Source organism: Vibrio sp. 10N.286.46.A8 (assembly GCF_041470165.1).
GTDB classification, from domain to species: Bacteria; Pseudomonadota; Gammaproteobacteria; order Enterobacterales; family Vibrionaceae; genus Vibrio; species Vibrio tasmaniensis_A.
In genome coordinates this window covers 1-24,578 of sequence record NZ_JBFRLX010000049.1, presented here as the reverse complement: position 1 = coordinate 24,578, position 24,578 = coordinate 1, and the positions used below count along the sequence as shown (strand labels likewise).

The window sequence follows — 24,578 nt, the reverse complement described above, 5'->3', positions numbered from 1 at the left end:
CAATAGTATTGCGAATATGTAGCCTCAAAGAACCAGTCTTCGAATAAATTGTCTACGAATTAATAATGTCAGGTATGGTCTTTTGTCCAGCTAGTTAGAGCTAAAATGATTGTTTCATGGTGAGGTGCTCACTACGGACATGAAACAATTAGTCTACTCTTCCGCGAAGTTGTTTGGTGGTGCTTCTTTGCTTTTTACTTTCTAAACGTCTTTTCTGGGACCCGCGTGTTGGCTTGGTTGCTCGTCTCACTTTCTGAACTTTTGTTGCTTCTAAGATCAATTCTTTCAAACGTACCAAAGCATCGTCTCGGTTTTGCTCCTGAGTTCTGTACTGTTGAGCTTTAATGATAATCACACCATCTTTAGTGATACGACCATCTTTATGTGCAAGGAGTTTTTCTTTATAGAAATCGGGTAGGGTTGAGTGCTTTATGTCAAAACGTAAATGTATCGCACTCGATACTTTATTGACGTTTTGACCTCCGGCTCCTTGAGCTCTGATCGCGGTTAGCTGGAGTTCCCAGTCTTGAATTGAAACAGAGTTAGATATTTGTAACATAAACATCCATTTTGAACAGTAATATGGGGTCATGATACTGAATATTGGGTATGGTATCAGTAACTTTCTTAAAGAGTGATAGTAGTGATGAAAATTGATTTAACGGCATATGAAGGATTAATCTTTGATATGGACGGTACGTTGATCGATACAATGCCAGCACATGTAAAAGCATGGCAGCAAACGGCGGAAGAGTTCGGCTTTTATTTCGAAGCGCCTTGGCTGCATAGCTTAGGTGGAATGCCGAGTTATAAGATCGCGGGTGAGGTAAATAGCAAGTACGGTTTATCGCTCGACCCACAAGCGGTTTCTACGTTTAAAATGGCTTCGTTTGCAGCTATTGAAGACAAAGGAGATATTATCCCTTGTACGTATTCTCTTTTGATAGACCATCTCGGTGACAAGAAGATAGCTGTTGGAACGGGCAGTCAACGCAAGAGCGCAGAACAACTGTTAGATAAAACGGATATCTTGAGTAAGTTGGATATCTTAGTGACAGCGACAGATGTGAAGAATCATAAACCAAACCCTGATACTTTCTTAGCTGCTTGTTTTGGTATGGGTTTACAGCCAAAGCAGTGTGTTGTGTTTGAAGATACCCACCTTGGCAAGCAGGCAGCCCATGCTGCGAATATGGATTGCATTCTGGTAGTCGAAGGGAATACGCTTGAGTTCTACCCCGCACCGAGTTGATTGCTGAGTGAACGACTCTAGAGTGAAATGAACAAGTTAGCGGGGCGGTGGTGCGATGCAGGCTCCCACTATGCAATTTCGCTCATTTCGCTATCAAGGAACAAACATACATTGTTTCTACCTACTGCTTTTGCTTCGTAAAGAGCTAAATCGGCGCACTTATAATTGAGTGCAGGTTCACTTGTTAGGTTGGTTATTCCGCCACTTATTGTAACGACGTTGTCGAACTCGATACTGACCGCGATTCTCAGCCTATTAAGCACATAGTCGGCTTCTTGTGGTGTCGTGTGAGGCAAGATAACCCCAAACTCTTCTCCCCCAATACGAGCCACGAAATCGGTATCTCGGCATTCACGTTGCAGTACCTGTGCTACTGTTTGTATGGCTTTATCGCCATAATCATGTCCAAACCTATCGTTAATGCGTTTGAAATGGTCAATATCCAATATGGCTAAGCAAGATTGCTCGCGATTAGGGTAGCGACTAACGCGAGAACACTCGTCACGAAGCTCCAGGTCGAACTTTCGTCTATTCCAGCAGCCAGATAGTGCATCTTTCTCACTAAGGTTTCTCAGTTTATTCTCGAGCTCTTTGTGTTTGCTGATATCAACAAATGAAGCGACATAAAATTGAATCACACCTTTTGAGTCTTTGATGGTTTGGATGCGAAGAATTTCCGTGATTAAGGTGCCATCTTTACGTCGGTTCACCACTTCGCCTTCCCACATTCCTGTCTCTCTAATGACGCTCCACATTTTAATGTAGAACTCTTCATTATAGCGGCCAGCGTTAAACAATGAAGGCTGTTTACCTTTTACATCTTCTAACTCGTAGCCACTGACACGGGTGAACTCTTGGTTTACTTGTATGATTCGGTTGTTTTTGTCTGTGATTATTAGGGCAGACATACCGTTCATTGCTGCTTTGGCGAGTTGGCTTTCGATACTGTTCTTTTTATGGTTACTGTTCCAAAGTACAAAGCCGACAGAAATCATTGAAATTAATATCGAGAGTATGATTATCTGAACGACTATGGCGTGATTTTCTTGTTGAAACTGAGTGTTAAATTGATGTTCTTCAATATGAAGAACCATATAGATGGGGCCTTCAAACTGCTTAATCTTAGGGCTGATGTCAGAGTGAAAATACCAGCTTTTACCATCAAAATAGCTGGATGAGGCGCCGCTTTGAATATTCTGCCACAGGCCTGGGGCTAGTTTTGCATACGTCTTGTCCGAACGTGATTCAATCACATGCCCAAATGAATCCTCAGGGTCGGGACCCATGATGACATGTCCGGTTTTGTTGAGAATGACAGGAACAGTTGTTGATGTACCAATCTGGTATTGTAGGCGTTCATAGATTTCGAGCATATTTAGGTTAGCAATGAAATAGCCTTTAATGTGCTCCCCTACAGTGACAGGCGTCATGATGCGAAGTGTCGGCGCAAAGGGGCGAACTAACTCTCCATTTTCGGCCTCAAGATCAATGCCTTTAGCGCTTACCTCTCCGATCGATAATTCTTGTAGCACTTTGTAGTAATCGCGAGAGGATTTGTTCTGTAACTTGCGGTCTGCGACGATAGTTGCTTGACCATCCTTGTAGTTGACGCGGAAGACTTCGTTGGCGTCTAGATCTAGGAAACGTAGTTGAGAGTAGTATCGTTGCCCGTTTGCTAATACAACCCAGAGATCTTGAAGTGCCTGTTTGTTAGCAATCGAAGGCTCAGTAATTGAACGGAGTAGGGTCTGTGAAGCGGCAATAGAGGGAACCGCGTTTGATATTTGCTCAACAATAATCGCGAGTTGATGAAAGCTGTATTCGATTTGGTTTTGATTCGACTGTTTGATGTTCAGCGCATGCTGAGCTTCAACCCGTTCAAATTCAGAGTTTATATAGAGAGCAGGGACTAATCCTAGGACAAACAGGGTACATAGAAATTGGCTGATCAGTTTTTTTATACTCGTATTCATCACTGTCCTCGAAAAATCAGCGCAATACTATATATTTTGTAGGTCTATTAATGTGATCTTGACCCAAAACTTATAATCAGATGTGCATATTATTTTGGTTTCAATGAAATTTATTGCATTTGGAGTGTTAATTGAGCAATTAGGTACCAGAAAGGAGACCTGTCCGTAAATATAATGGGGAGCATAGTACGGACAGGTTATTCTAGATAAAGCTAATTTTTAGCCTATGTGTTGTCGTAATTAACTTAAGCCAACGATGTTTCCTTTGCTATCAATGTCCAACGACATAAAAGCCGGTTTATCAGGTAGGCCTGGCATGGTCATTACATTGCCGCACAGCGCGTAAATAAAGCCAGCACCAGCGCACAGTTTTAGCTCCCTAACGGGTACGTCAAACTGAGATGGTGCACCTTTTATGTGCGCTTCAGTGGAGATTGACAGTGGAGTTTTTGCCAAACAAACCGATAGGTCGCTGTAGCCGTGTTGTCTAAACTCCGCCAACTGTTTTTTAGCCAGTGGTGATAGCGAGATACTTGCTGCGCCATAGCCAACTTCAGCGACGGCCATCAGCTTTTCTTCTAGGCTTTGCTTTGAGTGATACAAAGGCTTAAATTCACACTGTTTTTGGCAAGCTTTTACTACGGCGTGAGCCAATTTAGTCGCCCCTTCGCCACCCTGACCAAATGCTTCGCTTACTTCAACGCTAACGCTTGGGTCGAAATCGGTGATCATCTGTTTCAAAGCATCGAGCTCTTGAACTGAGTCTTGTGGAAATCGATTGATCGCAACAACTGTAGGCACTTGGTATTGCTTAACGTTGTTGATGTGCCATTTAAGGTTCTCAAACCCTGCAATAAGCGCGTCTTGGTCATCATTAAAGATTGAATCAGGTAACGGAGTTCCCGGTCTCAAATCGTATAAACCTGAGTTGGCTTTTAGACCACGTAATGTTGCGACAATAACTGCACAATCTGGCTTTTTGTTCGATGCTTTCACTTTGATGTTGCACGCTTTCTCAAAGCCCATGTCGGAGCCGAAACCGCCTTCAGTCACAACAAAATCACTCAGCTTTAACGCAATCTTATCGGCAATAATAGAAGAGTTACCGTGTGCGATGTTAGCGAAAGGCCCTGCGTGAATTAGGGTAGGAATCCCTTCAAGGGTTTGCATCAATGTTGGCTCTATGGAGTCTTTCATTGTGACGGTCATAGCACCTGCTACGTTGAAGTCATCTGCGGTTAATGGCAAGCCTTGGTTGTTGTATGCGAGTACCACTCGCCCGATGCGCTTTCTTAAATCTTGAAGGTCATCAGTTAAAGCAAGAATAGCCATCAGCTCTGAAGCGGCTGAGATGTCAAAGCCATCCTCGCGCTCAAAGCCATTAATTGTTTTGTCTGCTTCGTTCTTGCCAACCGTGATCATACGCAGTGCGCGGTCATTGTGGTCAAGTACACGTCGCCACACGATTCTGCGTGGGTCGATATCCAGAGCTTTTAAGCCTGAGCGAGCCTCAAAGGCTTCTAAGCCTTCACGTTGCTCATGATACAAACGAGCGTCAATAGCGGCAGAGGCGAGGTTATGAGCGACTGTTACGGCATGAATGTCGCCAGTCAGGTGAAGGTTCAATTGCTCCATTGGGGCAACTTGTGAATAGCCACCGCCAGCTGCACCACCTTTTACACCAAATACCGGGCCCATTGAAGGTTGGCGAATGCAGGCCATAGCGGATTGGTTAATCTTTGCTAGACCTTGTGCTAGTCCGATAGTGGTGACGGTTTTGCCCTCACCAAGAGGCGTCGGTGTTATGGCCGTAACCACGACTAATTTACCATCTTGTTGGCTAGCGAGGCGTTCAAGTGATGTGAGAGACACTTTAGATTTGTATTGCCCTAATGGCTGATGTTCGTTGTGGTGCAGGCCAGCTTGCTTGGCAACTTCACTGATGTTTTTAAGGGGAGTAGAGCGACAAATATCAATATCAGACAGCATATTTGATCCTTATATCAGAACCGAAAGGTGGTACGTAAACGTTTGCGTGGCGATAGTACTGTATAAATTTGCCAAGTAAAGGCAAACCACATCAATTATGTGCTGGAAGATAACAGATCTAAAGAGTCATTGCGCGAGATCAAATCTTAAACGAGCAAAATATTCGATCTGATTACCTTCAGTTGCGGCTATATTGGTGTTGAATACAAAAAGGGCTGCATATAGCAGCCCTTCAAGGAATGGGTAATCTAGCTTGGCGTTAACCTCTAAGAGTTAACTACTTAATGTGGTCGATTAACGATCCCAGTATGTTTCTTCTAAGCTATCTTCGCGTTCCGGTAGTGCACGAGAAAGGCGAGGAGAGTGCTGAGTCAACACTTCATAGCTTACACGGTTTGCGTACTTACAAATTTGAGACAGAGAAGAATACGTTAGACACGAGTGCTCGTGCTTTTCTGAGTTTGGAACATTCACGTGGTGGTAGCTGTTTGCTGCCATGTCGTGAAGTAGTGCTGAAAGTGCACCATCACCAGCACCGTTGGTGTTCTTAATCTCAAGTGGGCCGCCTAAGTAAGGGCCAATGTGAGAGTACACTTTTACTGGGTCTTTACAGTCTTGCTTACGCATCGCACGGCTGAATTCGTATTTGTTAAATTCAGGAATGTTACCCGGCAGTAACGGAAGCGTTGTTTCGCGTTTCGCTGGTTCGTCAGTGTAGCCTGCCATGTATAAGCCGACAGGGCCTGCTGTGCAGAGAACTAGGTCAACCCACTCAAGAGCTTTGTTCGCAGCCAATAGAGGATCTTTTTCACCCGTTAATGCTTCACCTTCATCTTCGTTCATCGCGACGATGGTTACGTTCTCTTTCAGGTATTCTTGCCACCATTCAGCGTTACCTTCGATCACGTACTTAGTACCAAGTGTTAGTACAACTGGCACATTGTGCGCTTTCGCGTATTCAATCGCTTTTTGTACCGCTTTTGGCATCGGGTCTTCAGGTTTGCCGCGCATTAGGTATGACGACACAACCAATGCTGATGCTTTCTCGAATACTTTTTCAGGAACGCTTTCAGGAAGCAGTTGGTTCATGTGGCCTTCGTTGATTGCAAACGTACGTTCACCATCTTCAGAAATAAGCGTATAGCAACGACCAATAGGACCATCAACCGTTTGAAGGTGATTTAGATTCATACGAGAAGAAGTGCGGCAAAGGTAACGATAACCAAATGAGCCAACTTCAATCTTCTTAGACATAACACCGAGCAATACAGATTTACTGTCTGCAAGTACTGAATAGTTGTGCAGTGTGTTGCCGATAGTATCGCCAGGGTATTGATGCGTGATCAAACCGCGCTCAACTAACTCTTCGTACAGCGCATCTGCTTTACTCTCTTCCAATACCAGTGAGTGACCTTTACTCAGCTCATATTTTTCAAGGAACGCGTTATCAACACGGGCTTCGATATCAACAATCGTTTGACCAACACCGACAATTGTTGCGCGGTGAAGCTTAGGCGTTTGTTGCATTTGGTTGACCAACGGATCACGTGCGTGAGTTGGAAAGTAGTGTTTAGATTTACGCTGTCCAGGAAACTTCATATGAAAAATACAGTGAAAAAATTTTGCCGCATGATATCACATTTTTTTTCTGATTCTTTCATTTTTATTACATTTAGAATCACCTGTACGATGTCTGTACAGGTGACTCGTTTTACTTTTCGCTTGAGGGCATTTACGTGAGCCTATTCCGCAGGGACGAGTGTTGCTGGATCAACGTAAGCCTCAGTACCCCAGAGCGGAACGGTTGAAAGGCTATGCTTGAAACTGCCTTCTGTTTCTTTGGTGGTGTATGATAAGTAAAGCAGTGATTGGTTCTCTGCATCGTAGATACGACGAACCTTCATTGTTTTAAAGAAGATACTTTTTGATTGTTTGAATACCACTTCACCAGATTTGCTTTTGTCTATTTTAGCAATCATTTCTGATGTAATTTCACCGGTTTGACGACAAGAGATAGAGCTATCGCTTGGATCGGAAAGGCTGAGGTTTGCTTCGATTGAAGCGATATGACAAGTCACACCTGCGATTTTATCATCATCTAAAGAAGACATTTTGATATCCTTCATTGTGAAGAATCCAAGAGAGACGTCGCCAACCTCGTTGTCCGAACAGCCAGCCAACATTGTGATGATACCCGCTGCTATTAAGGCTTTTTTCATAAGAAGTCCTTTTTATTTATAGAGTTCTGTTTACTATAAGGATATTGAAAGCTTGAATACGAGTGTAGAGCTTTTCGTTAAGTTCTTAAAGGATGTTGTTGGATAATGGAAAATATGAAGCATTTAAAGTACTTGTTGGCCTTGGTCATGCTCTGTATGCTCTGTGCTTGTAGCTCGGCACCTCAGTCGAATATATGTCTTCCAAATAGCTGTGACATTTGGGGATACTAACCGTAGGTACTAAAAGAATGAATAACGAAATACCTGAAATTGTACAGAAGAAAAACCAATGGCTGTTTAGTCAACTCGATATTGCCTACCCCGCAAAAGAGAGCCTGCTAGGCCGAGAACTTTATCAAAGCAAACTCCCGTCCAAGACATACCAACTCCTCACCCAAGATCAAACACCTTCCCAAATTGATGAACTGCATAAAGTCGACTTCCATAAACTGACCGTACTTTTTTCACTTAACCAAGCCAGCGCTTACCAAGATGAAACCGAAAGGGCGCACATGTTAGAGTTTTTGAGTCAGATTATGTTATCTGACGAACATGTCTTATACATAGGGACTCAAAATGGTGATGTTACAGCGAGCGCTATCGTTACAGAAGCGGAGGATTCTCTGCTAATCTCAGACGTTGTGGTTGGAAGTGGTCAAAGTATCAACGCTTTTGCTAAGCAGATCCTTGATTTTTGGGCACAAGATCATGCTTCTCGCGATAAAGTGTGGGTCGAGAACTAAAGGTTCTTTGAGAAAGCGTTAATCTAAGTAAAATACCCCGTCTTATTTAAAGGGTATTGTATGTACAAGCTATTGTTCTCAATCGCTGTATTGTGTGTTAGCGCTTATTCTTCACTCAGTTTTGCTAATGACTGGGGTATCAAACGCATCCTAGTTTTACACTCATACGAACCTTCTTATCAGTGGACCGCTGACTTCCAAAAAGGGATAGACAGTGCGTTCAGCCAATCTCAAGCCGAAGTTAAACTCTCAATCGAGTATTTGGATTCAAAGCGCGTCCATAGCCCTGAGTACTACGATTCTATCGCGAACTACTTACGTACCAAATATGCAGATTATAAGTTTGATGGTGTAATCGCGACTGACGACAACGCGGCTAACTTCCTTGAATCTCTGCCTAATTTGATTGATCGCTCCACACCTGTCGTTGCTGCCGGTATTAACGATTTCAGTACCGACATGTATTCGGTGTCTGATAGAGCAACCGTGCTTTATGAGAACGATCAGATAGACGTCAATATTGATCTAATTTCGAAATTAAGGCCTAACCTAAAAACACTGTATTTCATTAATGATTACAGTGTCACTTCTGAGTTAATTCGCAAAGAGATGAATCGCGTGATGACTGAGTTCCCTAATATCGCATTGGTTGAAATACGCGATCTATCGTTAGTGCGTACCCGTCAGTTTTTGGAAGGTATCTCTGCTGATGACGCGGTTTTGCTCAGTCATTACAATACCGAATTGAATCGAGGCGTGTATCATACTTATCAAGAGGTTTCGGATACTTTGTCTAAAGCAAGTACTGCTCCAGTGTTTGCTTTGTGGCAGTTCTATATTTCGGGAGATGTACTTGGTGGCTATGTGAATCACTCTCAAAGCATGGGTGAAGAGACGGTTAAGGCGCTCGATAAGTACCTACCTCTTGGTTTCGACGAACCTTTAACTCCAGGTGATAACAAACGTTTTGTTTTCAATTATCCAGCGATGACAAAGTTCGGTATCCGTGAGAGTGCGCTACCTGATGAGGCTGTATTCATTAATGAGCCTTCATCCTTTATTCGTAAAAACTTTCAGTTGCTATTGGGATTGTCGATGGTCATTGCAGGTTTGAGCCTGATTATTTTGATGCAATTTGTCACTCTACGCCAAAAGAAAGAACTGGCTAAAAAGAGCAAACGAATCTTAAAACTCCAGAAACAAACACTGAATATTCAAAAAGATATGATTCATGTTCTCGGAGAGGCGATTGAAACTCGCTCTGGCGAAACCGGTAATCACGTTAAGCGTGTCGCCAAGTTGTCTGCGTTGCTTGCTAAGTATCGTGGCTTGAGCCATCGCGAGGTCGAGATGATAGAGATCATCAGTCCCAGAATCAATCTTGGATAAACCAGGTAAATTGACCGAGCAAGAGTGGGAAGTGATGAAGCTTCACACAACGGCAGGCTATAACTTATTGAAGAGTGGAGCCGGTGATATTACCAATCTGGCTGCTATCATTGCCAACGAGCATCATGAACGTTGGGATGGGGCTGGATATCCTAATGGCAAAGTGGGTGACGACATTCACTTGTTTGCCCGTATTACTGCCGTCGCCGATGTGTTTGATGCACTACTCAGTGCCCGTTGTTACAAAGAGCCGTGGCCATTAGAGATGGTTATCGATTTGTTCGAGAGAGAATGCGGCTGTCAGTTCGACCCTGAGCTTACTCAGTTACTACTGAGCCACTTACCCGAGTTTGTTGCTATTCGTGATTCGTATCCAGATACCATCACCGCTGAATGTCGCATTGAATTAACGGATAAACCTATTGTTATTGAAGAATTGGCCGTGAATTAACGGTTTATTGGCAAATAAAGTCGTGATTGGTGACGCTCAAAGTATATTAATTTAATGAGTGCTGTTGCTTATGGTTAGGCATAAAGTGATCCACTGCATATTTCGCGTAGAGAAATAAGGGGCGATAGGTAAAGTGTTACCTTAATCATCACGCGTATTGAAAGAACACTATAGGATAAAACTTGAATTCAATGCGAGTGAGAGAGCTATGCGGTTAGAACAAACTAAATGTGTAATTTTCGATTGTGATGGAACACTCATCGATAGCGAGAAGCTGTGTTGCCAAGCCTTAGTGAATGTGTTTTCTGGCTTTGGGGCTAAGTTAAGCGTTAATGACTGCTATGTGCACTTTCAAGGTGGGAAGCTAGCTGACATCTTAATGGATACGCAAGCACGTTTAGGGCTATCCATCTCCATCGATACACTCGAGCCGATTTATCGCACTGAATTAGAAGCCTTGTTCCAACGCCATTTAAAGCCGATGGATGGTGCTATTGAGCTTATTGAATTCCTCAAGCAACAAGACATTGAGTTTTGTATCGCTTCCAATGCGCCTAAATCTCGAGTTGAATCTTCATTGGCAATGACAGGAATGCTCGACGACTTCAAAGGCAAAGTATTTTCAGCTTTTGATGCCAATAGCTGGAAACCGGAGCCCGACCTGATCATGTATACCGCAATGAATATGGGCTTTTTACCAAACGAATGTATTTATGTTGATGACACGGTGAAAGGCATTGAAGCAGGGGTTCGTGCGGGTATTCAATCTTTTAGATTGCGACCAACGTTTGAAGGTTCATTGAGTGATAATACCGAAGCCGACATAGCAGAGCTAGCGGCTCAGGATATTTACAGTTTGGAAGAAATATCGATTTGGATTAATGGCAAGCGCTGCTCAAGTGGTGGTATACCGCACTCTGGAGCTTTGGTGGGGTAGAGCCTAATTGAAGGCTGACTACTTTGCTTAATTGTGTTGTGTGGAAACCACATGCAGCACAAGTGAACTTCTCTCCACTTTCTGAAAGTAGATATTCGTCATGTTGGCATAAAGGGCATGTGATGTCGTCGGTGTATGGTGCATCTGTTTTATTCATTATGTGTCACCTGCAGCAAAAGGGTAAGCGAAAATAAGACCCGTTCAAATAGATTACCCCTAAGCTCGATTATTAGACAGTTTTGGCTCCTCTTAATCCCTCCTTTGCGACTTACTTCATGTTAATAACTGAGGAGTATGGATTTACCATGGTTATTAATCGACACCAATAAAAAAGGACTCTATATGAGTCCTTTTTAGGTTTGTTCTTAATTCTGAGCATTAAGTGCAAATAGCTGATAGCTATTTGCTAAGTGCTAAGTGCGGTATCTTGCCAAAGTTTGAGACAGAGAAACCGATGCTTCAGTCAGCTTAGATACGCCCTTTGAAGAGTTTTGAGCGACATCTTTGATTACGTCTGATTGGCCTCGTATATCATTAAGCTCAGCAGCGATGGTATTCGCTACGTTGCTTTGTTCATCAGCTGACGTTGCTATTTGTAGACTCATGTCCATTAGCGCTTGTGCGGAATCTGCAATCGAGTTTACGTCATCACCGATATGTGAAATGAGTTGGCTACTGGTTTGCGCTTGATCAACCGTTTGCACCGTGATCTTAGCAATATTTTGACTCTCTTGCTGTAAGCGTTCAATCATCGTTTGGATCTCAACCGTAGCGGATTGAGTTCTGCTAGCAAGTGTTCTCACTTCATCAGCAACAACGGCGAAACCACGACCTTGTTCACCCGCACGAGCTGCTTCAATCGCGGCATTTAGCGCAAGTAAGTTGGTTTGCTCAGAAATTGCGTTGATCGTGGTGATGACTTCGTTGATTTGGCTTGTATTTACATTCAAGCTCGTAACAGAAGACGAGGTTTGCTCAATCAAAGAAGAAAGGGTGGTTATCTCTGAGATTGCTTGCTGAACCATAGCATGGCTATCATTGATTTGTTGAGCATCTTGCTCTGCTTGCTCTGTAGAGCGCGCTGAGATATTAGATACTTCATTCGCTGATGCCGTCATTTGATCCATCGCCGTTGCAACAGAGTCTAGAGATGAATTCTGGCTCATAATCTGTGTTTCACTGCGCTTCATCTCTTTTTCGAAAGAAGCTGACGTTTCACTCAGTGTCGCTGCGTTTTGGTTTACGTTATTGACTAGTTCACTTAGCGTATCCATTGAACGGTCAAGGGCGCAACCAATCGTACCAAACTCATCTCGGCCCGGATGGAAGCCAAGGCGAGATGTTAAATCACCATCACCAATCTTTTGAGTGGTTGAGTAAAGAACCCAAAGTGCGCCACCTAGGAAGGTTGCAACCCAGTAACAGAAAAGACCAAAAGGCAAACACCATAAAAGACTGAGTAATAATGTGTACAGAGCTTGCTGCTTTTGGTTCTTTGTATCAGTAGTTGAAACGGTAAGAGAGTAGTAGTTGCCATCTTGTGCCAGTGCCGTAGCAGTCACCGAACCCGTGTTTGAAATAGTGGTTTCTTGAAGGCGTGTTTGTTGGCTAACAGAACGAACCGAAGCTGGGGAATCTGACGCTGATAAAATGCCTTGCAACTGATATTCAACCTGCTGTTTTGCACTCGCGTCAATTTGTTCCATATTGTTGACGTAGTTGAGGCCAGCGAGGCTTGCCACAGCGGCAAAAAAGATCAAGAAAATGACCCAAAACTTGTCGTTAATCGACATTTTAATAAACAGTTTGTCTATCGTTCTAAATTGTACTTCTTTCATAAAAACTCCACGGTAAATCCTTTACCGTGGACTCTAAATAACCGACCTCAATAAAAATGTGATTCCGATCGATTAATTATGAAAATTAATGATAGCAATATATCGTTCATGAGACATCAATCAAGTATTTTTGCTCTCGATGGGTTTATTAGCCTAATGATGGTAATAACCCTACTGAAATAAGGATTTGAACTGCAATGATAAACACGCCAACGCTACCCGCTAAAAACAGCGCTTTGCTTCCGCCTAACACTTGGTAAGTTGATTCTGTAGCGTGAGGTTTTACTAATAAATCTGTGTAACGAACTTTGTATACCATTACTGTCGGTAGCAGAATTGCGAGCACTGAAAGTGCAATGGCAGCGTAACCCAAAGCCATGATAAAACCTTGTGGGTAGAACAAGGCAAAACCTAATGGTGGTAAAAAAGTGATAGCGGCCGTCTTAACGCGTTTGGCATTGCCTAGTTTCTTGCTTAGAGAGTCCCCCATGAATTCAAATAACCCCAAGCTCACGCCAATAAAAGAAGTAAGAAGTGCAAGGTCAGCAAAGACACCCACGATCAAGCTTAAGTTTGATTGATGAACAGTTTGCGATAGTGAGATCAGAAGCGCACCCAAGCTAGTATCAGACAATAATTGCTCTTGGCTAACCACACCCAACGTAACACTCTGCCAGAAAACATAGATGACCAAAGGCAGTGCAGAGCCAATAATCATGACCTTACGTAAAGAGCGAACGTCACCATCCAGGTATCGAACAATTGAAGGGATGCTGCCGTGGAAACCAAAAGAGGTAAACACAACCGGTATCGCAGCAACAATCAGGCCTTGATGCAAAGGCATGCTCATTAGGTATTGAGAGCTGATGTTTGGTGCAAGGAAACTGAGTACCAGTACCATCGCAATCAGTTTAAGTCCGAATAAAACGCGGTTAACTTTATCAACACTGTGTGTACCAATCGTAACAACTCCCGCAACTAACAGTGTAAATAGGAGTGTAGTGACTTGGCCATTGAGTTCAATGCCTGCAATATCCGATATACGTTGGTTAAACTGCGCTCCGCCACCTGCAATGTATGCGGCACACAAAGCGTAGAAAAGAAACATCACGGCGAAGCTTGCGATCCACTTTCCTTTCGTTCCCAAAATCGTGTGAGCTAACGTGTGTAGAGTTGCGTCCGATTCAGCGAATTGATGAAGCTCTACCATTAATAATGCGGTGAAGGCCATGAGAGCCCATAAGCCAAGCATTAGAAATAGTGAAGTTGAAAAGCCAATTCCTGCAGATGCGAGTGGAAGAGCGAGCATGCCGGCACCAATGGTTGTGCCTGCAATGATCAAAGTACTGCCAAAAACCTTTGATTTATTCATTGTATATAATTCTTTACGTTAGGGTGGGTTTTCGTTGTGTTTCTTCTGGTCTAAGAGAATAAACCCAAAGAATATCTCGATTTTCAAGTATCTTGATTGAGTTTAATTCCAAATGCAATGTTTAATGTAATTAAAAATATCCACTGTATATAAATATGTACAGCAGTTGGTGCGTAAGGAACTAAAAATGCTTAAGCAAACGTTTGAGTGTGATTTGCATCAAAATTTATAGGGTAATTTGTTGTAATTGGTGTAAGGTGACAGTACATATGTCGTTCGCGTATGCCCCTTTAGCGTAAACAAGCGTTAATGATCGCGAGTAGCTTCAAGCTATAAATATGGAATGGGTAGAGTAGAGTGCGTTCATCAAAGTGACATAATATAAGTCCAGGATGGTGCACTAGTTAATCGGACAACATGTCCACATCAAGGAATAGAGGGGGCACTATGAGTGACCAATCTTATAATGACGAAAGTCTAGAGTTGTTAGATGCTATGGAAATTGGTATCGATTTATCTGACTATGAACAGACGGTTAAACAATTAGCAGAAGAGCTTTTCAAGTCTTCGAACTAAGTTTTTAAGATCTTTAATTAGGTTTTACTGAACTAAAGGTTTCTGTAGTTCAACGTTCTCAAATTAAACAATTCTTAAACTGAGCAAATTTCATTCGCTCACACGTCATAACAAAACTATCCTCATTAAAGTTCGCGAAGATAAACGAGTACGTTTACCATGTTACTTAGTTCTCGATACTTTAATGAGGTTCAATGAACTTTCTCGCACACCTCCACATCGCCAAGCATTGTAAAAGTAACTTAGCGGGTAATCTGTTAGGTGACTTCGTTAAAGGCGACCCTAGTAAATACTATTCAAACTCACTTTCAGACGGAATAAGACTTCATCGATTCGTTGATAGCTATACTGATCATCATGATGTGTCTCGTTCTGCAAAATCGCTTTTCTCACACCAAACACGACGCTTTGCACCTATCGCACTCGATGTATTTTGGGATCACTGCTTAGCCAATCATTGGGCTCAGTTCTCAACGCAATCACTTGAGCGCTTTTGCGTAGACAGCCATCAACAGATCTTTGAACACCAAGAGCCTCATTGGCCTGAGCACTTCATTACTGTTCACCAGAAAATGGCAGAACAACGTTGGTTGCTAAGTTATCAAGACATGTCTTCCATTGAGGTGGTATTGCAACGCATGGCTTTGAGACGGCCAAAGCTTGGGATGCTTAAATCTTGCTATCACGACCTAGAGTATCACTACAACACGTTGCAGTGTCACTTTTATGAGCTTTATCCTAGTGTTTTAGAAGAAGCGAAGCAGTTTAATTCGCTTCAAATGAAGAAAAATCAAAAGGAAAGGTAAACAGCGTAATGCAGGTTTGCTACAATCCGCGCCTATTTAATCTTTGAGCATCATACTATGTCTGAATCTACAAAATCTTTTAACCAACTAGGATTATCTGAGCATCTTCTTGCTACGCTATCAGAGCTTAACTTTACGGCTCCTACCAGTGTTCAAGAGCAAGCGATTCCATTGGTATTAGAAGGCAAAGATGTATTGGCTGGTGCTCAAACGGGTACAGGTAAAACGGCCGCATTTGGTTTGCCCATTATCCAAAGATTAATCGAGACAAAAGATAACGTTATTCCAAACCCGAAGCTAGTTCGTGCGCTTGTGTTGGTACCAACACGTGAACTAGCGCAACAGGTTTTCGATAACGTAACCAGCTACGCAAAGGGCACCGACATCAAAGTCGTGGTGGCTTACGGCGGCGTTAGTATGAAGGTTCAAACTGAAAACCTACGCGGGGGAGCTGATATTCTTGTCGCGACTCCTGGCCGTCTTATCGACCATATGTTCACTAAGAACATCATGTTGAGCCACACTGAAGTGTTGGTACTGGATGAAGCAGACCGCATGCTAGATATGGGTTTCATGCCTGATATCAAACGCATTCTTTCTCGTATGAATGAGGTGCGACAGACTCTGTTCTTCTCTGCGACGTTTGATAACAAAATTAAAGCTCTGGCACATCGGATGATGCAGTCGCCAAGCGAAATTCAAGTGACGCCAAAAAACAGTACCGCTGACACCGTTACCCAGATGGTTTATCCCGTTGATAGATCGCGCAAGAGTGAATTATTGGCTTATTTGATTGGCTCAAAGAACTGGCAACAAGTGTTGGTGTTCACTAAGACTAAGCAGGGTACCGATGCTCTAGTTAAAGAGCTTAAGCTAGATGGCATTAAAGCGGCATCAATCAATGGTGATAAGAGCCAAGGTGCGCGCCAAAAAGCACTGGATGATTTCAAATCAGGCAAAGTACGCGCGCTAATTGCAACCGACGTGGCAGCTCGAGGTATTGATATCCAGCAGCTAGAACAAGTTGTCAATTACGATATGCCATTTAAAGCGGAAGACTACGTTCACCGTATTGGTCGTACTGGCCGTGCTGGCAATAGTGGTTTAGCGATCTCTTTGATGAGCCAGGATGAAGCTTATCTTCTGGGTGACATTGAACGCTTACTTGATACTCGCTTGCCTCAAGAGTGGCTAGAGGGTTTTGAACCAAGCCTAGAAAAAGATATAGCCCCCGATCGAGGTGGTCGCAGTAAAAGTCGTTCATCAGAAAAACGTAAGATGAAAGCGAAACTTAAGATTCATCAAAATCGCGGTAAAGCGCGTCGCTAAACCTGCTACTGGTTGAATCGTTTAAAACATAAGCAGACTCACTCAGACATAAAAATGCCCCGCTACTGATATATTCAGTAGCGGGGCATTTTCGTTTTCGTTTTAAGCATTAAGCATTAAGCATTAAGCGTGAAACTTGAAGCCGCGATTTTAGTGTTTGTTTTGCTAGTGTTCACATTTCCACACACAAGGGACTTCATAAATAAGTTCTTCAATCGAACTTGTATTCAATACCCATTCATCAGTGATATTGAAGGTGCTGATCATTTGCTTGTTGAACAATTGCCAATGATTTAACAATGCTTCTTCAGGTGTCGATTGCATGTCGCCTTCATTCCATGTGCTTTCCATGAAAGGAGTAAGGCATACCGCTCCGTGCGCATACATGATCATTTGCCATTTAATTTCATAAATGTTGATCAAATTATCTGGATTCGCATCATTATATTCATCTGCCAACATATTAATTTGTTTTTCGATATCACCAACATTGTCGATAAAGTAATCGACCAAGTTGTCTTTTTGGCGAACAGAGTCGGTGATAAGTTGCATAGGTTTGCGTGAGTGAATCATGTTGCTAAAGAGGCGCATACTGAATAAATAGATAGCAATGTTTGGTGCGACGCCTTTTGGTAACTCTTCTACGATTTTAGCAATGTATGACTGAAAATAATCATGTAAACAATCACTTATAGCATGCCAAATTTTCTCTTTGCTACCAAAGTGGTGGCGAATAAGGCTATGAGATACGCCTGCTTTCTCACTGATGTTACGAAGAGAAACACTGTCATAACCATGCTCGCAGAACATATCCGCAGCTACACCCATGATCAAAAATCTCGTCTCTTCAGCGTCTTTCGCGCTTCTTCTGCCTTGTTTCTTTTCAGTCATCTTCATTTCTACATTTACCTGATTACCACATTCTACACTGTTTTCCTTGAAATAAAAAATACTGCACAGGTGGAAAGTAAAGCTTGAGAATTCTTTAATAATAAATATACTGCCCACCTGTGTAATAAATCATAATAATTAGATGGAGAAGCATCATGCAATCCAATTTGTCTATCAAAGCGATACCGACCAAGCGTACGGGCGTGGTTATTGCCGCACTATTGCTCGCAGGCTCTCTAGCTGGATGTAACAAAGTTCAGTCAGAGGAAAATGAGCAGGTAATCAAGCCTGTAAAGTTATTTGAGATTCCTCTGCAGGCAGATATCGAGCTTGATAGTTTTATCGCAAAAGTGGATGCAACCGACCGTGCTGCGCTTTCATTTCAAGTGGGTGGCGATATCGAAGCTTTCGATGTTCGTATGGGACAAGAAGTTAAGAAAGGTCAGGTGCTAGCCGTATTAGACGCGACGGATTACCGTATTGCCGTTGATGCAGCTCAAGCTAAATTTGACTTGGCGAACAGCCAATACAAGCAAGCTTCTGAGCTGTATTCGAAAAAGTTAGTCAGTACCGATTACTACGACCAAGCCGTCAACACCTTTACTGCCGCTGACGTTGAGTTGGAACAAGCAAAAACAAACCTTGGTTACACCACATTAGTTGCTCCATTTGATGGCGTGGTATCGATGGTGTTTGGTAAGCAATATCAGTTAATTGCTGAAAAGCAGCCAGTTCTTAATATTTTGAATCACAGTGAAATGGATGTGACGTTCTCTATTCCGGTATCTAAGCTTGAAGACCGTTCTATTCAAGACCTAACGAGCTCAAACATGTGGGTTGTAATGGATAGCCACCGCGGTATTCGTATCCCAACGCGTTTTAAAGAGATCTCTACACAACCAGATGAAGACACCAACAGCTACCAAGCGGTTGTATCTATCGACAAGCCGTTAGGCATCAATCTACTTTCTGGAATGACAGCGCAGGTTGAAGTTCAGAAGAGTAAGTCAGACTACGGTATTGGCATTGTTGATTCAGCTTGGCTAACCAAACAAGCTGACCATGGCGAGCTATGGCGCTATAACCCAGACTCTCGATCGATTTCTAAAGTGCAAGTCCTGCTTGATGAGCAAGGTAAAGTTATAGAAGGTCTTTCTTCTGGTGATCTTATCGTTGAAGCAGGTGTGGATGTGTTATCTGACGGACAGCAAGTAAAAGCTTGGCTTCGTGAGGGGGGTATTTAATGAACCTTTTAAAATTATCAGTTGTTGTCGCGTCGGTTTTGTTACTTCAAGCCTGTAACAATGAAGCTGTACACCGTGAACAACCGCCTTTATTGGTTTCTACCTTTGACGTTGGCGCGCCGCTGACTGATCAGTACAGAAGTTTTAATGGACAGGTGATGCCTGCAGAACTTACACCGTTGGCATTTAAGCTTGCAGGCGAAATTCAACAAGTATTGGTGGAAGCCGGTGACAAAGTCGAAAAAGGGCAGTTATTAGCCACCTTAGATAACGCAACGTACCTTCAAGATCTAACTGATGCTAAATCTCAATTCAAACTGGCGAGCAAACAGTTGGCCCGTGGTACGGAGATGTTTGGCAGCAAGATGTTATCGCAATCAGAACACGACCAACTGACGGCTAACTACAAACTAGCATCGGCGAATTTGGCGGCAGCAAAACGCAAGTTAAGTTACACAGAGCTTTTAGCGCCATTCTCAGGAACAGTTTCAACCGTCGATAAGCAACGATTCGAAAACACGACTCCTGGAGAAACACTCCTGAGTGTGTACCAGAACGATAAGGTGTATGTGCGAATTCAAGTGTCAGATTCTATTTTGGCGTCGATCAGCCCAGACATGCGTTCGAGCAGTTACCGCCCCCAAGCAACTTTTGGAGGTCACTCGGGGGAATATCCTTTGACGTATCTAGAGCACACTAGCGAATTGCACCCACAATCACGTACCTACGAGTTTTGGATGCAGATGCAGCAGCCTGAAAGTGAAATTCTGCCGGGCACGAGCGTCACGGTCAATGTGGATATGGCGAAAGCGGGTCTGAGTGATGTTCAAGGTAACCAGTTACCAATGACAACGCTAGAAGCGGGCTCTGAAGCTAATCAGTTCTATGTGTGGAAAATGGAAGACGGACAAGCATTCAAAAGCGAAGTAGAAGTCGACAAAATCAGTGGCCAAGGCGCATTAATCGCTCATGGTGTTGAGCAAGGTGATCGACTCGTAAACTCGAATCTAAGAAAACTCCGTGACGGAATCGAATTGTCAGGAAAAGCAGAATGAACATCGCAGAATATTCAATTAAAAACAAAGTAATCAGCTGGCTGTTTCTAGTCATTTTGGCCATTGGCGGTGTGTCGTCTTTTGGCAACCTATCCCGTTTAGAAGACCCAGCTTTTACCATTAAAGATGCAATGATTATTTCAACTTACCCTGGCGCTACGTCTATGGAAGTTGAAGAAGAGTTAACGTATCCACTTGAAAAAGAGATACGACAACTGCCTTATATCGACAAGATCACTTCAACGTCGTCGAATGGTATGTCTCAAATTATGGTCAGCATGAAGATGGACTACGGTCCAGACGAGTTGCCCCAAATTTGGGATGAAATGCGTCGTAAAATCAACGATCTACAGCCAACACTACCCAGTGGTGTTAATTCAGTTCAGATCATTGATGATTTTGGTGACGTATTTGGTGTGATGATCATGCTGACCGGTGATGGTTACGATTATGTCGAGCTAAAACAGTACGCAGATTACCTAACGCGTGAAATCGAATTAGTTGACGGTGTTGGCAAAGTAAGTATTGCGGGTGACCAACAAGAGCAATTGTTTGTTGAGATGTCACTTGAGCGTTTAGCGGCGCTAAACCTAGATATGTCGATGGTAACGTCACTGTTAGCACAACAAAACAGTGTGGTATCGGCAGGCGAGGTAATGTTGAATGGCCAAAGCCTTACAATCAAACCTAACGGAACATTGAGCACGGTTGAAGAGCTAGAAAACTTAATCATTCATGGTCGTGACACAGGCAATTTGATTCGCTTGAAAGATGTCGCTGAGGTTACTCGCGGTATCCAAGAAAAACCGGGCAATGTATTGACTTACAACGGCAAACCAGCGATCAACCTAGGTATTGCGTTCTCTTCAGGCGTAAACGTAGTAGAAATTGGTAACGCGTTAGATGCCGAACTGGATCGTTTAGAAAGCATTAAGCCTGCCGGTGTAGAGCTGAACTACTTCTACAACCAAGCGCAAGAAGTAGACAAATCAGTGGCTGACTTTTTAATCAGCCTAGTTGAAGCCGTTGCTATTGTTATCATCGTACTGCTTTTTGCAATGGGTTTACGCAGTGGTTTGATCATCGGTCTAGTGCTTCTATTGACGGTATTTGGAACCTTCATCCTGATGGATTACAACGATGTCGAACTGCACCGTATCTCACTGGGTGCACTTATCATCGCTCTCGGTATGCTGGTGGATAATGCGATTGTTGTCGTTGAAGGTATTCTGGTTGGCTTGAAGAAAGGCAAGACTAAACTTCAAGCAGCGAAGGACATCGTGACACAAACACAATGGCCACTATTGGGTGCGACCATTATTGCTATCACGGCCTTTGCACCAATCGGTTTGTCGAAAGACGCGACAGGTGAATTCATGGGCTCACTGTTCTGGGTTTTGTGTTTTTCATTGTTCTTGAGCTGGGTTACAGCGCTAACGCTGACTCCGTTCCTTGCAGAAATGATGCTGAAAGAAGAAGACAAGGTCGATGAGAACGAAGACCCATACAAAGGTATTCTGTTCGTTGTATTCGGCGCGTGTCTGAAAGTAGCACTTCGATTTAGGTGGCTTACCGTAGTAAGCATGGTCGCGCTATTAGCAGTTTCTGTGGTTGGTTTTGGTATGGTGAAGCAGCAGTTCTTCCCGCCATCAAATACGCCAATGTTTTACGTCGATATGTGGATGCCGGAAGGTACCGATGTACGTGAAACGATTAAGCAGACAGAAAAAGTTGAAAGCTACATTCGCCAGCAAGATGACGTTGAGTTTGTAACTACAACAGTTGGCCAAGGCATGCAACGTTTTGCGCTGACATACCAACCCGAGAAAAGTTACGAAGCGTACAGTCAACTGCAGGTACGAACGACTGACCGAGACACCATGTTTAAAGTCCTAGAAGGGCTAGACAAGGACTTGGCCAATAAATTTGAACAACCTACGTTCCAATTTAAATTGATTGAGTTTGGCCCGTCGCCAGCGTCAAAAATCGAAGCTCGTATTAGCGGTGCAGACCCGCAGATCCTTCGCAGCATAGCTGTTGAGGTAGAAGATATCTTGTTGGCGGATCCTGGTTCTCGAAATGTGCGTCACGACTGGCGTGAACGCACCAAAGAGCTCGTGCCACTGTTTAACGAATCAAAGGCACGTCGCCTTGGTATTTCAAAGACGGATCTGTCTGAGACATTACAGATGGCGTTTGGTGGCTACAACATCGGTTTACTGCGCGATGGTACGCACATGTTACCTATCGTGGCACGCCTGCCTGAAGAAGAGCGTTTTGACTTTGAATCACTGAACAATGTGAAGATCTGGAGCCCATCACTGCAAACCTACATTCCTGTAGAACAAGTGATCGATGGGGTTGAGCTTCAATGGTCTGAGCCACTGATTCAACGTCGTGACAGAAAACGTACGTTAACGGTTCTGGCTGATCACGATGTATTGGGTGATGAAACACCAGCTAGCTTGTTTGCTCGCGTAAAACCACAAGTAGAAGCATTGGCTCTACCAGAAGGTTACAGCATCAGTTGGGGCGGTGAGTACGAGAGTTCTAAAGATGCACAAGAATCTCTATTTGGTTCACTGCCAATGGGTTATTTGTTGATGTTTATCATCACTATGCTTCTGTTCAACTCGGTTCGTAAGCCACTTGTAATTTGGTTTACGGTGCCACTCTCTATCATTGGCGTTTCGATTGGTCTGTTAGGTACTAATATGCCATTTAGCTTCACTGCGTTCTTAGGTCTATTGAGTCTAAGTGGCATGATTTTGAAGAACGGTATCGTACTGCTTGACCAGATCAACAGTGAGCTACAAACAGGTAAAGACCCATATTTAGCGGTTGTCGACAGCGCGATCAGTCGTGTACGACCTGTATCTATGGCAGCACTAACGACTATCTTGGGCATGATTCCCTTGGTATTCGATGCATTTTTCGGCTCGATGGCGATTACCATCATGGCAGGCTTAGGCTTTGCTACAGTACTAACGCTAATAGTAGTACCAGTGATGTTCGCCATTCTATATAGAATCAAACCGTCCACTGCGGTTATTAGGGATTGATATAAAACAGATTCTTTTAAGCCAGCCCAGTCAATCTTGATTGGGTTTTTTTACGGATATGATTTGATAAAACAAGACGAAGATAGGTCCGAACTAAGAGGACGTTGCGATAGCAATGCGTGCCTTAACAAGGATCGTTTTAAAAGATAGGTATTATAAGAGTCGTTAGCCAATGGTAAAGCGGCTTCCGGTATAATAGAGAATAGGGGCTAGATTCTAGATTGCTAGGCGGATATCCAACTCAATCGGCTTTGGCATGGCTAAGTGATAGCCTTGATACATATCGAAGCCTAAACTTTGCATCGCAGTCAGTTGCTGTTGGGTTTCTATCCCTTCGATGACCGTCTTTGCACCGATTTGGTTGGCAAGCTTAACTACTAACTCCATTTTTTGAGTATCACCGTTTTCAAAATCCAACATCACAGAGCGATCGATTTTGATGATATGAGGAGTGATATGGCGAACACGTTGCTCTGTTGACGCCTGTGCTCCAAAGTCATCAACCGCGATTTGAAAACCATTATCTGCAAGTGAGTGGGCCGCGTTTTTTAAGCGTTCTTCACTCTCTACATTAAGTTCGACCAACTCCATGACGATTTGTTCGCACGATAAGTTAAGCTCGTGAAGACGTTTAGCTAACAGAGTGTCTTTTACTTTTTCTGATGCAAACAACTCACCAACGTTTGGAAGTACGTTCAAAAAAAGGTTTAAGTGACGGACTGTCGATTGTGCGAAGTTACGGATGTGAATGGCTCGGCTCAGTCTCTCTACGTTGATTTTGTCTGTGTATGAGGTTTCGTCTGAATGGAAAAAGTGATCTGGGCGAACGACATCACCTTTACAATTGGAAATACGAACCAAAGCCTCTACGCCTATCTGAGTAAAAGAAGAATCAAATATAGGTTGGTAGACACTTGTAAGTGTTAAGTCTTGGTATTTCGCAATAAACTGCATATCGGCATCCACAGATATACAACTAATAAATTCATTTCTGTCTGATAAAATCATAATCGCTAATAAAAGGTGTTTATTCAGTGACGAGAATATACATCACAGTTGTCATAATATTGACAGGTGTTGATAAATTGTCAATTAATAAAAATTAATTTGTCACGGTAACATCTAAATAATTAAAGTCAGCGAAAAATCAGGATGATAAAGGTCATTATGTATCAAGGATATATATTGATTAGCTTGTTTAATAGGTTCAGTGAATTTGATGTCTGAGTAACCTGTATCACATCAACCCTATCAATATAAAGCCTTAACACGTATACACCTAAAATAAATATGGTTAAAGGTTTGCATTCTGGGGGAGTATCAAAATAATAAAATAAATAGATCTTTGTGGTTACATAAAAATGATGTCTGTCTCTCAAAATTAATATTGAGGTTGTTAAGTTATTAATTAGTAAACTGGAGAATCCGGATAATAAATGAGTGGAATATAGA

The 24,578-nt window shown here is 42.9% G+C and carries 18 protein-coding genes and 1 pseudogene; 10 read left to right on the top strand and 9 right to left on the bottom strand.

The features are described 5' to 3' along the window. Positions 1–148: 148 nt before the first annotated feature. Positions 149–559: an alternative ribosome rescue aminoacyl-tRNA hydrolase ArfB gene (gene arfB / locus AB4232_RS06235; protein ID WP_012600691.1), complete on the bottom strand. Its 411-nt coding sequence runs from the start codon at positions 557–559 to the stop codon at positions 149–151. An 87-nt stretch (positions 560–646) separates the two neighbouring features. On the opposite strand from arfB, the gene AB4232_RS06230 reads away from it, so the two are divergent. Continuing rightward, positions 647–1,252: a beta-phosphoglucomutase family hydrolase gene (locus AB4232_RS06230; RefSeq protein ID WP_135381473.1), complete on the top strand. Its 606-nt coding sequence runs from the start codon at positions 647–649 to the stop codon at positions 1,250–1,252. Between the two features lie 68 nt (positions 1,253–1,320). Here the strand turns inward: AB4232_RS06230 and AB4232_RS06225 are convergent, their stop codons facing one another. From AB4232_RS06225 to AB4232_RS06210, 4 genes are all read right to left on the bottom strand, one after another. Continuing rightward, the gene (locus AB4232_RS06225) at positions 1,321–3,225 is read right to left on the bottom strand and encodes a diguanylate cyclase (protein WP_135381382.1); all 1,905 of its coding nucleotides are present in this window, start codon (positions 3,223–3,225) and stop codon (positions 1,321–1,323) included. A 240-nt stretch (positions 3,226–3,465) separates the two neighbouring features. Further along, positions 3,466–5,214 carry a formate--tetrahydrofolate ligase gene (locus AB4232_RS06220; protein WP_135381383.1) on the bottom strand — a complete coding sequence of 583 codons (1,749 nt, stop codon included), beginning with the start codon at positions 5,212–5,214 and terminating at the stop codon, positions 3,466–3,468. 294 nt (positions 5,215–5,508) lie between these two features. Next, positions 5,509–6,813: an inosine/guanosine kinase gene (locus AB4232_RS06215; RefSeq protein WP_135381384.1), complete on the bottom strand. Its 1,305-nt coding sequence runs from the start codon at positions 6,811–6,813 to the stop codon at positions 5,509–5,511. A gap of 143 nt (positions 6,814–6,956) precedes the next feature. Beyond that, a complete protein-coding gene (locus tag AB4232_RS06210; protein WP_009845193.1) occupies positions 6,957–7,433 on the bottom strand; it encodes a CreA family protein in 477 nt (158 codons plus the stop codon). 248 nt (positions 7,434–7,681) lie between these two features. Between AB4232_RS06210 and AB4232_RS06205 the strand changes: the two genes are divergently transcribed. The 3 genes and pseudogenes from AB4232_RS06205 to AB4232_RS06195 all read left to right on the top strand — a co-directional run bounded on the left by AB4232_RS06205 (position 7,682) and on the right by AB4232_RS06195 (position 10,953). Beyond that, positions 7,682–8,176 (top strand): hypothetical protein, encoded by a 495-nt coding sequence (locus tag AB4232_RS06205; RefSeq protein ID WP_135381385.1) that lies wholly within the window; start codon positions 7,682–7,684, stop codon positions 8,174–8,176. 60 nt (positions 8,177–8,236) lie between these two features. Next, positions 8,237–10,016: pseudogene (locus tag AB4232_RS06200) on the top strand (HD domain-containing phosphohydrolase). A 208-nt stretch (positions 10,017–10,224) separates the two neighbouring features. Then, the gene (locus tag AB4232_RS06195) at positions 10,225–10,953 is read left to right on the top strand and encodes an HAD-IA family hydrolase (RefSeq protein WP_032555040.1); all 729 of its coding nucleotides are present in this window, start codon (positions 10,225–10,227) and stop codon (positions 10,951–10,953) included. Positions 10,954–11,366: 413 nt separating this feature from the next. On the opposite strand, the gene AB4232_RS06190 is transcribed toward AB4232_RS06195, so the two are convergent. Together AB4232_RS06190 and AB4232_RS06185 are read right to left on the bottom strand one after the other, a co-directional pair. Further along, complete coding sequence (locus AB4232_RS06190) at positions 11,367–12,791, bottom strand: methyl-accepting chemotaxis protein (RefSeq protein WP_135381386.1); 1,425 nt, start codon at positions 12,789–12,791, stop codon at positions 11,367–11,369. 148 nt (positions 12,792–12,939) lie between these two features. Continuing rightward, positions 12,940–14,163, bottom strand: a complete 1,224-nt coding sequence (locus AB4232_RS06185; RefSeq protein ID WP_135381387.1) for an aromatic amino acid transport family protein — start codon at positions 14,161–14,163, stop codon at positions 12,940–12,942. Positions 14,164–14,610: 447 nt separating this feature from the next. Here AB4232_RS06185 and AB4232_RS06180 point away from each other — a divergent pair, with 447 nt between their 5' ends. The 3 genes from AB4232_RS06180 (at position 14,611) to AB4232_RS06170 (ending at position 16,874) form a co-directional block, all read left to right on the top strand. Continuing rightward, positions 14,611–14,739 (top strand): hypothetical protein, encoded by a 129-nt coding sequence (locus AB4232_RS06180; protein ID WP_017059831.1) that lies wholly within the window; start codon positions 14,611–14,613, stop codon positions 14,737–14,739. Between the two features lie 194 nt (positions 14,740–14,933). Further along, positions 14,934–15,545: an ACP phosphodiesterase gene (locus AB4232_RS06175; protein WP_372086621.1), complete on the top strand. Its 612-nt coding sequence runs from the start codon at positions 14,934–14,936 to the stop codon at positions 15,543–15,545. Positions 15,546–15,602: 57 nt separating this feature from the next. Next, on the top strand, positions 15,603–16,874 hold the full coding sequence (locus AB4232_RS06170) for a DEAD/DEAH box helicase (RefSeq protein WP_135381388.1): 1,272 nt from the start codon (positions 15,603–15,605) through the stop codon (positions 16,872–16,874). 165 nt (positions 16,875–17,039) lie between these two features. Here AB4232_RS06170 and AB4232_RS06165 read toward each other — a convergent pair whose 3' ends face one another. Further along, the gene (locus AB4232_RS06165) at positions 17,040–17,771 is read right to left on the bottom strand and encodes a TetR/AcrR family transcriptional regulator (RefSeq protein WP_371701790.1); all 732 of its coding nucleotides are present in this window, start codon (positions 17,769–17,771) and stop codon (positions 17,040–17,042) included. 149 nt (positions 17,772–17,920) lie between these two features. Between AB4232_RS06165 and AB4232_RS06160 the strand changes: the two genes are divergently transcribed. The 3 genes from AB4232_RS06160 to AB4232_RS06150 are packed head-to-tail and all read left to right on the top strand — an operon-like array spanning position 17,921 to position 23,126. Further along, a complete protein-coding gene (locus AB4232_RS06160; protein ID WP_135381390.1) occupies positions 17,921–19,009 on the top strand; it encodes an efflux RND transporter periplasmic adaptor subunit in 1,089 nt (362 codons plus the stop codon). Continuing rightward, positions 19,009–20,064: an efflux RND transporter periplasmic adaptor subunit gene (locus AB4232_RS06155; protein WP_372086619.1), complete on the top strand. Its 1,056-nt coding sequence runs from the start codon at positions 19,009–19,011 to the stop codon at positions 20,062–20,064. Before AB4232_RS06160 ends, AB4232_RS06155 begins: the two co-directional genes overlap by 1 nt. After that, complete coding sequence (locus tag AB4232_RS06150; protein ID WP_372086617.1) at positions 20,061–23,126, top strand: efflux RND transporter permease subunit; 3,066 nt, start codon at positions 20,061–20,063, stop codon at positions 23,124–23,126. Before AB4232_RS06155 ends, AB4232_RS06150 begins: the two co-directional genes overlap by 4 nt. 216 nt (positions 23,127–23,342) lie before the next feature. Here the strand turns inward: AB4232_RS06150 and AB4232_RS06145 are convergent, their stop codons facing one another. Continuing rightward, positions 23,343–24,080 carry an EAL domain-containing protein gene (locus AB4232_RS06145; protein WP_122047319.1) on the bottom strand — a complete coding sequence of 246 codons (738 nt, stop codon included), beginning with the start codon at positions 24,078–24,080 and terminating at the stop codon, positions 23,343–23,345. Positions 24,081–24,578: the final 498 nt, after the last annotated feature.